This is a genomic window from Candidatus Dormiibacterota bacterium (assembly GCA_035532835.1).
Lineage (GTDB): Bacteria > Vulcanimicrobiota > Vulcanimicrobiia > Vulcanimicrobiales > Vulcanimicrobiaceae > DAHUXY01.
The window spans coordinates 38866-50788 of record DATKQG010000009.1; the positions used below are offsets into that span (position 1 = coordinate 38866).

The 11923-nt window shown below is 62.9% G+C and carries 12 protein-coding genes; 4 read left to right on the forward strand and 8 right to left on the reverse strand.

Annotated features, from left to right (window positions below; translation table 11 throughout):
- Positions 1–4: 4 nt before the first annotated feature.
- On the forward strand, positions 5–1639 hold the full coding sequence (locus VMW12_00805; protein ID HUZ48258.1) for a peptide ABC transporter substrate-binding protein: 1635 nt from the start codon (positions 5–7) through the stop codon (positions 1637–1639).
- Positions 1627–2181 (forward strand): phosphoribosyltransferase family protein, encoded by a 555-nt coding sequence (locus VMW12_00810; protein HUZ48259.1) that lies wholly within the window; start codon positions 1627–1629, stop codon positions 2179–2181. Before VMW12_00805 ends, VMW12_00810 begins: the two co-directional genes overlap by 13 nt.
- 214 nt (positions 2182–2395) lie before the next feature.
- On the opposite strand, the gene VMW12_00815 is transcribed toward VMW12_00810, so the two are convergent.
- From VMW12_00815 to VMW12_00825, 3 genes are read right to left on the reverse strand one after another with little or no spacing between them, the layout of a single operon-like run.
- Positions 2396–3181: an MBL fold metallo-hydrolase gene (locus VMW12_00815; protein ID HUZ48260.1), complete on the reverse strand. Its 786-nt coding sequence runs from the start codon at positions 3179–3181 to the stop codon at positions 2396–2398.
- Positions 3181–3636 (reverse strand): peroxiredoxin, encoded by a 456-nt coding sequence (locus tag VMW12_00820; GenBank protein ID HUZ48261.1) that lies wholly within the window; start codon positions 3634–3636, stop codon positions 3181–3183. Before VMW12_00820 ends, VMW12_00815 begins: the two co-directional genes overlap by 1 nt.
- A gap of 10 nt (positions 3637–3646) precedes the next feature.
- Positions 3647–5572 (reverse strand): NAD-binding protein, encoded by a 1926-nt coding sequence (locus VMW12_00825; protein ID HUZ48262.1) that lies wholly within the window; start codon positions 5570–5572, stop codon positions 3647–3649.
- 2 nt (positions 5573–5574) lie between these two features.
- Here VMW12_00825 and VMW12_00830 point away from each other — a divergent pair, with 2 nt between their 5' ends.
- Entirely contained in the window at positions 5575–6168 is a 594-nt protein-coding gene (locus VMW12_00830; GenBank protein HUZ48263.1) for a hypothetical protein, read from the forward strand.
- Here VMW12_00830 and VMW12_00835 read toward each other — a convergent pair.
- From VMW12_00835 to VMW12_00855, 5 genes are read right to left on the reverse strand one after another with little or no spacing between them, the layout of a single operon-like run.
- A complete protein-coding gene (locus VMW12_00835) occupies positions 6128–6937 on the reverse strand; it encodes a thiazole synthase (GenBank protein ID HUZ48264.1) in 810 nt (269 codons plus the stop codon). The two genes, VMW12_00830 and VMW12_00835, sit on opposite strands and share 41 nt — an antisense overlap.
- Positions 6930–7118, reverse strand: coding sequence for a sulfur carrier protein ThiS (thiS, locus tag VMW12_00840; GenBank protein ID HUZ48265.1), 189 nt, complete (start codon positions 7116–7118; stop codon positions 6930–6932). Before thiS ends, VMW12_00835 begins: the two co-directional genes overlap by 8 nt.
- Positions 7119–7126: 8 nt before the next feature.
- The gene (thiO, locus tag VMW12_00845) at positions 7127–8284 is read right to left on the reverse strand and encodes a glycine oxidase ThiO (protein HUZ48266.1); all 1158 of its coding nucleotides are present in this window, start codon (positions 8282–8284) and stop codon (positions 7127–7129) included.
- Between the two features lie 50 nt (positions 8285–8334).
- Positions 8335–9993: an electron transfer flavoprotein-ubiquinone oxidoreductase gene (locus VMW12_00850; GenBank protein HUZ48267.1), complete on the reverse strand. Its 1659-nt coding sequence runs from the start codon at positions 9991–9993 to the stop codon at positions 8335–8337.
- Positions 9994–10053: 60 nt separating this feature from the next.
- Positions 10054–10830: a succinylglutamate desuccinylase/aspartoacylase family protein gene (locus VMW12_00855; protein ID HUZ48268.1), complete on the reverse strand. Its 777-nt coding sequence runs from the start codon at positions 10828–10830 to the stop codon at positions 10054–10056.
- 52 nt (positions 10831–10882) lie between these two features.
- On the opposite strand from VMW12_00855, the gene VMW12_00860 reads away from it, so the two are divergent.
- Positions 10883–11914: a low specificity L-threonine aldolase gene (locus tag VMW12_00860; protein HUZ48269.1), complete on the forward strand. Its 1032-nt coding sequence runs from the start codon at positions 10883–10885 to the stop codon at positions 11912–11914.
- The last annotated feature ends 9 nt before the right edge of the window (positions 11915–11923 follow it).

Sequence of the window (11923 nt, forward strand, 5' to 3'; positions counted from 1 at the left end):
CTTCGTGAAACGGATTCTCGCTATTGCGGCCGCCGGGTTGCTACTCGCCGGTTGCTCGAAGGTTGCCAACCAGTCCGGCCTAGCCGGCGGCGATCACCCTTGGACGCAGCCCGGCATTCTTCGCGTCGCCATTCAAAACGAGCCGAAGAATCTCAACCCAGTGCTATCGTCGAATACGACCGATGTCTTCATCGATCGGTTCATGTTCGAGCCACTGCTCTCCGCCAACGAAAAGGGCGACCCGATCCCCATGCTGGCATCGCAGGTTCCCACCATGGAGAATGGCGGCATCAGCAAAGACGGGCTCACCATCACCTATCACCTCCGCAAGGACGTGAAGTGGACCGACGGCCAGCCCGTCACGAGCAAAGATGTCAAATTTTCGTGGCAAGCGCTGATGAATCCCAATAACAATGTGGTCTCGCGCAACGGCTACGACGCGATTGCTTCCATCGATACGCCCGACGATTATACGGTCGTCGTGCATCTGAAGCGGAAATTCTCACCGTTCGTGAATACCTTCTTTGCCGATAGCGACCAGCCGTATTCTATCGTTCCCGAACACGTGCTCGCAAAGTATCCGAACGTTAACCAAATCCCGTTCAACAGCGAGCCGACCGTCACGGACGGGCCCTTTCGCTTCGGCGAATGGGTCCACAACGATCACATTACGCTGGTTCCCAACGACGGCTTCTTCATGGGTAAGCCCGGCCTAAAACAGATCGATCTCAAGATCATTCCCGACGAGAACACGTCGGTCAACCTGCTCAAGACGCACGCGATCGACTGGATCTACCAGGCCTCGATCCGCACTTATCCCGACTTGCAGGGCGCCAAGGATCTCACGACGGTCTGGATGCGCGTGAACGGCTACTATGGAATTCAACTCAATACGTCGAGCCCGTCTCTGCGCGACGTTCGCGTCCGTCAAGCGATCGCCGCCGCGATCAACAAAGAAGACCTCGTAAAGACCACCGCATTCGGGCAAGAGACGGTCGCAACCGAAGACATCCCGGATTTCATGTGGGCGTTCGATCCGAAGGTGCGTTCGATCCCGTTCAATCCGGCTAAATCCAGGCAGTTGCTCGAGCAAGCGGGTTTCAAGCCCGGACCCGACGGCATCATGCGTAAGAACGGCCAGCCGCTCTCACTGCTCTTCGTAACCGTCAATTCCGACGTCACCTTCAAGCAACTTGCGGTTGAGATACAAGCCGAACTGCGCACCATCGGTGTTAAGACGGAGATTAAGCTCTTCCCCGGCGCGCAGCTATTCGCTCCGGCCGGTGAGGGCGGGATCTTGCAACAGGGCAAGTACGACATGGTCGTCGACGGTTGGTATGCCGGCATCGATCCGGACGACAGTTCACAATTTATGTGCCAAAACGTGCCGCCGGGCGGGTACAATTACACCCGCTACTGCAATCCGGAGATGCAGGCCGCACAGGAAGATGCGCTCTCGCATTACGACCAGGCAACGCGCAAGCTCGCCTATGCGAAGACGCAGGCATTACTAGCGCGCGACGCGCCGCAAATCTTCATCTGCTGGCTACGTCAGCAACATCCCATCAGCGTCGACTTCAAAGGACTCACGCCCAATCCGGTGGTCGAGAACTGGAACGCATGGCAATGGAGCATCTAGGCAACCCCGGCCACTCGAGCGGCCACGCACCGGATCTCATCTGGCTGCGCAAAATGATCGTCGAACGCGCGCTCACCCGGGGAGACTACGTCCTCTCGGGCGGCGCGCGTAGCGACTACTACATCGACAAGTTTCGCCTCTTTGCCGATCCTCAAGTGCTGCGCCGCATCGCGCGGCTCTTTACGCCGCTGGTAGCCGAGACGAATCCCGATCTGATCGGCGGCACCGAACTCGGCGGCGTCGTCATCGCCACCGCCGTTTCGCAAATGACCGGCATCCCCATGATCGCCGTCCGCAAGCAGCCTAAGGGCTACGGCGCCTTCGCCGACGAGTTCGTCGAAGGCCCGTACGAGCAAGGCCAGCACGTGTTGTTGCTCGAGGACGTCGTCACGACCGGCCGCGAGCTCCTCGGATCCGCCGCCCGCCTCGAAGAACTCGGCCTGAAAGTTACGCCCTGCGCGGTCGTAAGCCGCGGCCTCGCGCCGGTGCGCGCGCTGATCCAGTTCTCGCTTCCGCGCGGCAACGCGCAGATGGAAAACTAAGGACGGCTCTTTGTCCTGAGCGCGCTTCGTGCTTGCTGGAGGGGTGGCTACACCGTTGTGGCGGGGACGCGCGCGGATTTCGCATCGTGCGAAATCCACTACTCCGTTCGTCGTCGCTCCCGCCCTCCGGGCTCCGCTCCTCCCTCACAGGCCCCGCCACAACGGTGTAGCCGCCCCTCTAGCAAGCGCGAACGCAGCAATAAGCGATAAAGGCTTAAATCGCTATTTCCGTGCCGTCGTCGGCGACTGTTGTGGGGCCGTGGAAGAGGGTGCGGGCGGCGGCTTCTAATTCGCGGGGCGCGAATTCCGTTCCGTAGTGGGTAAGGACGAGGCGGCGTACGCCGGCTCGTTGCGCCATCTCGCCGGCTTCGAGCGCAGAGAGATGGCCGCGCACTTCGCCGCTTTCGGCCGATAGGCCGAGCGCGGCTTCGCAGAGGAATAGCGAGCAATCGCGCGCGAGTTCGGCTACGGCTTCGCATGGTGCGGTGTCGCTCGAGTAGACGACGCTCCGTCGATCGCGTTCGGCGCGGATCGCGTAGGCGTCGATATAGTGGACGGTCTTTGCGAACGTGAGATCGAGATCGCCGATGGCCAGCCGCTCGCTCGGGTCGTATTCGCGAACTTCGAAGACCTCGTCGAGAAAATCTTTCTCGCCTTCACGTGCAAACGTCGCGCAGAGGCGGCGCAGCATGGCTTCGCCGCCGGGCGGCAGCCAAAGCGGCATGCGGCCCGAGCGCGCGTCGCGAAGCAATGGGCCGTATTTGAGCCCGTAACGTAAGGGGATGATATCGAGGAAGTGATCGGCGTGCATGTGCGTGATGACGACGCCGTCCAGCGTTGGATAGTCGGCCGCGAGCCGAAGGTTTGCCAGCGCTCCGGTGCCCAGATCGAAGAGCAACGATGTCGTCGCGGTGCGAAGCAGATGGCAACTGCACGCGCGCCCGGGGCGAGGAACCGATGGGCTCGATCCCACCACGCGGACGCGCATGGAGGTCGCCATCACGGCAGCGATGCTAGGACCTCTTCCGCGTGCTCGTCCACTTTGACTTTCGGCCAGACCTTGGCGATCGTGCCCTTGGCATCGATCAAGAACGTCGCACGAGCGACGCCCTTGGTTTTTTTGCCGTACATATTTTTATCGACGATCACGCCGAATGCGTCGCAGAGTTTCGAATCCGTGTCCGCCAAGAGGGTGAATGGGATCGCATATTTGGCTTTGAATTTTCGATGCGAATCGGCCGAATCGCGACTGACGCCGACGATCCGCGCGCCCTTTGCGACGAAGTGTTTGTAGAGATCGCGAAACTGCGACGCCTCGTTCGTGCAACCCGGCGTGTCATCTTTCGGATAGAAATAGACGATAAGCGGACCGCCGAGTAAGCCGGTGGTTCGCACCGGATTGCCCCCATCGTCGGTGACCGTCAGGTCTGGGAGGGAATCGCCTTCTACGAGCACGATGGCCTTTCTACACAAACTGATCGAGCGGAACCATGAACAAAAGCCGGTCGCCCGGCCGCACGTCCCCTTGGAACTTGTGTACGGGAACCGCTACTCCTTTCCCCATGCCGCCATCATCTCTCCACACGAAGAGCGGGATCCACTGGACCCGGTAACCGTCGCGCTCCGGTGGAGCGGGCGGCGGAAGATTTTCCGACGATTGATGGCGCTCGGCGAGTTGAAAGGTCCGCGCGATCTCGCTGCCGGCGTACAGATCTAAACGCCCGCGCGTGGTCTCGAAACGCGCAAGCCCGGCGATGGTTGGAGCGGTCAGTTCGGTTGTCGAGAACGATGGGACGCCGAAATGGCGTTTAACCGAGGCGCCGAAGGCTAAATCGTCGATTCGGAGCACGACGTGCAAATCGCCGTTCCCTCGTTCGCGCATGCGCGTGCGCGCCCCCAAGGCGGCCTCGAGATTTGCGGTGTCGCTGTTCGTGACGCCGACGAGACTCTTGGCGCGCTCGGGAGAGCAATACGCGATGGTTTCATCGTTGGTCGCATCTCCGGTCAGGAGGTCGATCTTGCGGTCTCGGGCTAATTCGATCAGAAGTGCGTCCGGGTTTCGCTCGACGACGACCACGTGCTCGCCAAGCTCGCGAAGATAGTCGATGACTAGAGAGCCGACGTTACCGGCACCGCACACGATGACGTGGTCGCTACGATGAATGCGGCGCAGCCCGCGCGTTCGGCGCGTCGTCGCCGCATTGAGAGCCGACGTAATGGATGCCGTAAACACCGCAAACACGCTGATACCCGCGAGCATGACGCCCATCGCCACCGCTACCGCAAGCATCGTATGCGCGCTCATCGGAGCGCGAGCGCAGTCGCCGCACGGCGTTATATCTCCGTACCCCACGGTCGTCATCGTCGCCATGACGTAGTACATCGAGGCAAGCACGTTGAGTTTGAGAGCCCAGGCGAAAAACGCCACGAACGTCACGTAAAGCACGATGCCGATGTAAAAGACCGTCCGCAGGACCGGCTCGGTGCGCTTGAACGACGACGAGAGGTCGCCGAGCATGCCTTGGAGCCGCTCCATCCGATCGGAGCGCCCACGGGCCTGCGAACGCGGCCAGCTCTTTTTTAGGTGCAAGATCGGGCCGAAGGCGACGACGCGATCGTCTTGCTCGAGCAGGCGTGTGAGGAGCTGCGTATCGGCAACGTCGTTCTCGCCGTAGCATAAGTACGGAGCGATGCCGTCGACGGCGACGATGCGCGCCTGTAACCGAGCCTCCGCCGCCGATATCGTCAGTCCGGCGATCCCGAAATCGGCCGCGGTACGATCGCAAAAGCCGAACAGCCCCGTCGCCGCTTCCTCCGCGATGGCGTCCGGCTCGAAGACGCGCTCGTGACGGTGTGCGACCCGCGATGCGAGCGTTTCAAACGTCGGGAACGGCAGCGCGTAACAGCACGACGGATCGACGGCGGCAGCCGCATAGGTTGCAGCCGCATAGGCCGCCGGTGAGATGGCCGTGCAATTGTGTTTGAGACCCTCCTGAATCTTGTGCCCCAGGAGCGGATTGAACTGTCGCAGCGTGACGCGAATGCTGTCGTTGATATCGCGCGCCATCAGCACGACGCGCAGATTGAGCCGGTCGTCCTGTGAAACCGCGACGATGCAGTAGTTCGAGTGCACTTCGCCCCAGGTGTGCGCTCGCAGCCCGGCGTTCCGCAACGTGGCCGGTTCGGTGGGGTCCTCGTTGACGAAAGAGAACGCATCGCCGAACTCTTCGGCAAGGTCGCCGGCCTCGCGCGCGAGCAGCCTCGCCGCGCGCTCCTCTTCGTGGCGCCAAACCAAAACGACTTGCTGGCCGCCCGTCTTCAATAGCTCGCGGCAGATTTCGAATGCCAGGTAGTCGCCACCGACGACGATAATCAGCGTCTGCGTTGACATAGATGATGCCTGATTCGCCAGAACACCCCCCTCTCCGTCAGCCGCACCCGCTCGCGCTCGCGCTGATCGAGGATATGCGGCGCGCTGTAGGCGCTCGCGTTCTCGAAATCGGCCGCGGAAGCGGCCGAAATACCCATGCCTTAGCGCGGGCGCGCTTCGAGGTAACGTCGACCGGCGGCTATGGCGATCTTCCTCAGAATCAACGTTTTGCCGCCGCCTTGAGCACGCATGCGCTGCTGCACGGGCGCCCTGCGGAGATCGCAGATGCGCTGGTACGAATCGCAGCGCTTCTCGATGCGGGCGCGCCCCTGTTCGCAACCTTTGGATCGACGCGCGATGCGCGTTTTGGGGTGGGCGAGCAGATCGCTCCCGCCACGTTCGCGCCGGCCGATGGCGACGAACGCGGGGTGCCTCACGCGTACTTCGATGCGGCGGATCTACGGCGGATGCTCGAACGTTCGTTTATCGTCGAACGGCTCGAAGAACGGTGCGTTGACGATATCGCCGGCACGTGGGCACATCTCAATGCGCCCTTATCGGGCGCGCGGCATTGGTTTACGGTCGCGCGGCGCCCTCGTGAGAACCCACCGAGATGAGGTTCTCCATCGGGCTCGAGGCGTTCGCATAGAGCCGCTTGGGCATTCTTCCGGCGAGATACGCTTGGCGCCCCGCGATGACCGCATGTCGCATCGCGTGAGCCATCATCACCGGGTCGCGTGCGGCGGCGATGCCGGTATTCATCAACAACGCGTCCGCACCGATCTCCAAAGCGATCGCTGCGTCGGAGGCGGTGCCGACGCCCGCATCGACGATGACGGGAACGCGCGCGCGCTCTTTGATAATGCGGATCGAATACGGGTTGCACACGCCTAGGCCGCTGCCGATCGGCGCGGCTAGCGGCATGACCGCCGCGCAACCGATCTCCTCGAGTTGCTTGCACACCACCGGATCGTCTCCGATGTAGGGCAGCACCGTGAAACCGTCGTCAACCAGGATCTGCGCCGCCCGTAGCGTCTCGCGCGAGTCCGGATAGAGCGTTTGCGGATCGCCGATCACCTCGAGTTTAATCAAATCCGTGCCGAGCAACTCACGCGCGAGTTGGGCCGTCAACACGGCATCCTGCGCCGTGTAGCATCCCGCCGTGTTTGGGAGAATGCGCATCTTCGAGCGATCGATGTAATCGATCATCGTTTTACCCGAGGCATCGTTGAGATCGATGCGGCGAATCGCCACCGTCACCATATCGGCGCCACTGGCGGCATGCGCTGCCTGCATGATCTCGAGGGAAGGATACTTGCCCGTGCCGACGATCAATCGCGATGAAAGCGTGTAAGTGCCGATCGTAAGTACGTCCGTATTATCCACCTGCGACCGCCTTGATGATTTCGATGCGATCGCCGTCGGCCACGGGATGCTGGTGGTATTCGCCGCGGCGCACCACGCGCTCGTTCCTGGCGACCGCAATGCCGGACTGCGGCGTACCGAGCAGGGCCAAAAGGGAACCGACGGTCAAGCCGTCCGGAAGCTCTCTGAGATCTCCGTTCACGGTCACTCTCATGCTATGCCCGTTCGATGCGCGTCCGGCGCTTCCGTCCCGCCCCGCGCCAGGCCGAAAGCATCGAGGGCACCCTGAGCGAGCGAACCGTCGATATACGATGCCAGAAGCTTGGCCGTAATCGGCGCGAGCAGAATCCCGTTGCGGAAGTGTCCGGTCGCAAGCAAGAGGCCTTCGATCGGGGTCGGGCCGAGATACGGGCGTCCGTCGGGCGTTCCGGGGCGCAGGCCCGCCCACGTTTCGCCGATCGAGAACGCACCCAGCGCGGGGGCTGCGGAGAGCGCCGCATTGAGGAGCTGACGAATCCCGGAGGCCGTGACCCGCTGATCGAAGTCTTCGTCTTCAACCGTGGCCCCCACCAGTAGGCGGCCATCGTCGCGAGGCACCAGATATGCGCCCGGCAGCCACGTGGTGTGGCGGACGAAGCCGCGCGGCACCGCGAGGGCCAACATCTGCCCTTTGACCGGTCGCACCGGAGGGCGTGCCGATAGCGGGACGCCGGGCAGTTGTTCCGCCCACGCGCCGGTAGCATTGACCACGATCGAGCAGGCCGCAAATCCGCGTTCGCTGCGTACGCCTAGGACGCGCCGATCGTCGCACTCAACCGCGAGGTCGGTCGCCTCTCTCACGAACGTTACGCCGCGCGCATCGCATGCCGCAGCAAGCGCTCGGCCGAATCGGCGGTTATCGATCGACCCCTCGTCGCGCACCAACAGCGAGCCCGCGACATGCGTTCCAAGCCAAGGCTCGAACGCTAGCGTCTGCTCGCGATCCAGAATGTCGTGCGCGACGCCGCGCCGCGCCAAATCGAGGGCGTGCGCGCTCAGACGCGCCACGCCGGACGCATCGAAGGCCGCGTGAACGATGCCATTCAGACGAAGCTGGGGATCGATACCGCTGGCGGCCCGTACTCGCTCGGCAAACTCGGGGTAGGCGCCCAGGGAGCGTTCGCAGAGTTCGAGCACGTTTTCATCATCGATGTGCTCGGTGTAGGGAGCGAGCATCCCGGCACCCGCCCAGGAGGCCGCCCGGCCGGGCTCCCCGCGATCGAAGACGCGCACGGCCGCGCCCCGTTCCGCCAGCTCGAATGCGATGGCCAGCCCGATCAGGCCCGCGCCGACCACGGCGACGTCGCCGCCCTTATGTGCTCCGATCATGTGCCCCTAATACTACGCCATCCGCGCACGCACGGCGCGGACAATGGCCGCTACATGCCGGTATAGACGGGTCCTTCGCCGCCTTGCGGCGGTACCCAGGTGATGATCTGATAGGGATCGGCGATATCGCACGTCTTGCAATGCACGCAATTGGTGAAGTTGATCTGCAAGCGGCCGTCGATGCCGCCGTCGCCGTTCTTTTCGAACATCGGCTCGTAGACTTTGGCGGGGCAGAAATACGCACATGGATTGCCGTATTCGACGGTGCAGCGATCGCGACAGACGTTCGTATCCGCGACGTGCAGATGCGAGGGCTGGTCCTCTTCGTGAATCGTACCCGAATTGAAGACGTCGGTAAGCTTATCGAACGTCAACACGTTATCGATTTTGGCGCGCGGGGTCTCGGTTGGACGATACCCCGCCTTCTCCATCATCTCATAGCCCGGCTTAGCATGCAGCTTATCGATGAAGCCGAACGCGCGTCCGCCGGTAAACGTGGAGAGCCCCGCATTGAACATGCCCGCCCACATGCCGTGTTCGAAGCCCTGATGGAAATTACGAGAGCTGCGCATCTCGCCATACGCCCACGAATCCTTGAAACGCCGTTCGTACGCCCGTAATTGATCGGCGTCGTAACGTTCGGCGGAAAGGGCTTCCCATGCCGTCTCCGCCGCCATCATGCCGGACTTCATTGCGAGATGAATGCCTTTGAGCCGCATGCCGTTGAGGAACCCGGCCGAATCGCCGACCAGCATCAGCCCGTCGGCATACGGGCGCGGCATCGCGAAGAACCCGCCCTCCGGTATCGCCTTGGCGCCGTACCGAATCAGTTTCGCGCCGTCCAGGAGCGCACGAATCGCGGGGTGTTCTTTGAGCCGTTGCAATTCGTTGTGCGGGTCGGTCGTCGGATTCTTGTAATCCAAGCCGGTGACCTGACCGATGTCCAGGACGTTGCCGCTCATCCCATAGATGAAGCCTCCGCCGAACGTTTCGCGCGGTAACGGATAGCCGAGCGTATGCACGACGCTCCCCGCAGGGAAACGACCGTCGGGCAGCTGCCAGAGTTCCTTGACGCCGGCCGCATAGACCATCGGCTCTTTGCCCTCGTCGAGCCCGAGGCGCGGTATCGCCTGCTTGGCAAGCGTGCCGCGCGGCCCTTCGCCCAGAATGACGATCTTGGCCAGCAAGTCCGCACCGGGCTCGTAATTCGCTTTCGGGCTGCCTTGATGATCGACGCCCTTATCGCCGGTCCGCACGCCGATGACGCGGTCGCCTTCCCATAGCAACTCCTGGCCTGGAAATTCGCCGAAGACCTGTACTCCGAGCGCCTCGGCCTGCGCGCCCAGCCACTTCGACATGCGCTGCAGCGAGGCGACGTATTTTCCGTGATTGTTCAGCGGCGGCGGCGTGAACGGCGCCTTGATCTTGCCGCCCGCGGTGAGGAACCACAGCTCATCGCTCGTCACCGGCGATTCGACCGGTGCCCCGAGTTCGAGCCAGTTCGGCAACAGCTCAGCCAGCGCACGCGGGTCCATGACGGCGCCGGAGAGCCCGTGGTTGCCGATCTCCGCAGCTTTATCGATGACGAGAATCTCCAGTTCCCGCCCGGCGTCCTTGGCGAGTTGGGCGAGGCGGATCGCTCCCGCCAAGCTGGCGGGACCGGCACCCACGAAGAGAACGTCGACTTCAAGTTGATCGCGCTGCGGCATACGTTGTACAACACTCCGGAAAAGCAGATTGCATCAACGGTTCGAGCTACACCTAAACGATCATTTGTGAAAACCCTGAGAAAGTGCGTCGATCGCAGCCGTCACTGCAATCTCGTGCATGGAGAGCCGGGCTTCCCACGCATGCGCGCCGGGCGTTTCGTGCGTCAGCACCCGGGCGGCCGCGCCTCGGGCGAGCAGGAGCGAATACGAGAGCCCTCCGACGATGCCGCCCTCGGCGCGATGGTCGGCGGTGATGCGCCCCCGCTGGAACGTCATCACCTTCATCGCCAGCGGCGAGCCGAGATCGAGCGCCACGAGCGGCTCGACCGGCAAGCCGGCCCGGTCGATCGCCGCCACGACCGCCACTCCCAGCTCGTCTCCACCGTACTCGTAGCAGTAAAACCCCGCCGCATCCCGATCTTCGTGAAGGTCGATCGAGAGGGCGAATTTGCGATTGCGGTTGGACGTGACGATCGCGCGGGCTTCAGGAGATTGGCCGCCGCGACCAAAGGTGCGATTAACGTCGAGGCCGTCGACGCTCTCGCGCGTCCGCGCGTCGTAGCCGCTCGGGTTCGTGCACGGCCAGATGCGATAGGCATAGCGCCGGTCGAGCGCGCCGGTTTCCGCCAATCGCAGGAGCGCCGCGGGTCCGGCGGGTTCGTCCCCATGGACGCCCGCGCTCAACGCGATGCACGGCAGCGCGGGATTCCCGACTTCGACGCACAGCAAGGTCCGCGGTGCGTTGACGCAGGCGACCTCTCGCACCGCAACGTCGTCGCGCGAGCGCCGAAGGGATTTCCAACGCGCTTCGAGCTCCCGGTAGGTGGCGTTCTGCATCCGTGGGGAAGTTAGGGCACGATATGCAGAGTTCCGTCTATGCCGGCGCGATATGAAGCGCAGCTTCGCCAGCGACAACAACGCTCCAATCGCGCCGGAGATCCTTGCGGCAATCCTCGATGCCAACCACGGTGATGCCGTTGGATACGGGCGCGACGAATGGACGCAGCGAGCGATCGAGCGCTTTCGCGAACATTTCGGCGAGCGTACCGATGTCTATTTTGCCTTCAATGGCACCGGCGCGAACGTCGTCGCGCTCAGTTGCGTGACCAAGCCCTGGGAGGCCGTGCTCTGCCCGCTCACCGCGCACCTCCAGACCGACGAATGCGGCGCGTTCGAACGCTTCACCGGATCGAAAGTGATCCCGATTCCCACGAGTGACGGCAAGCTGCGCATCGCGGATCTCGAGCCCTATCTGCACGCGGGCCACGACGAACACCATCCGCAGCCGCGCGTCATCTCGATCTCGCAATCGACCGAGTACGGCGACGTCTACGAACCGGACGAGGTTCGCGAGCTCTGCGCGTTCGCCCACGCGCGCGGTCTCTACGTTCACGTCGACGGCGCGCGCATTTCGAACGCGGCGGCCGCGCTCGGGACGACGCCGCGCGCGCTTACCGTCGATTTGGGCGTCGATATGCTCACCTTCGGAGGCACCAAGAACGGCTTGATGTTCGGCGAGGCCATCTGCTTCTTCGATCCCACGCTCGCGGCGAACGTGGCGCCGTTCGCCCGCAAACAGGGCATGCAACTGGCTTCGAAGATGCGCTACGTCGCGGCGCAGTTCGAGGCGCTGCTCACCGAGGATCGCTGGCTTCGATACGCTTCGCATGCCAACGCCATGGCGGCCCGCTTGCTCGAACGCATCCGGACGATCGAAGGCGTGCGCATCACGCGCAACGCCCGCTGTAACGCCATCTTTGCCACCATGGATCGCGCGGCGATCGCGCGCGCTCAAGAACGCGTCTTCTTCTACACCTTCGACGAATCGCTGCCGGAAGTTCGCTGGATGACGCATTGGGCCACGACGGAGGACGACATCGACGATTTCGTGCTGGCCGTCAAGGAATCTCTCGCGACGTGAGTCACCGCA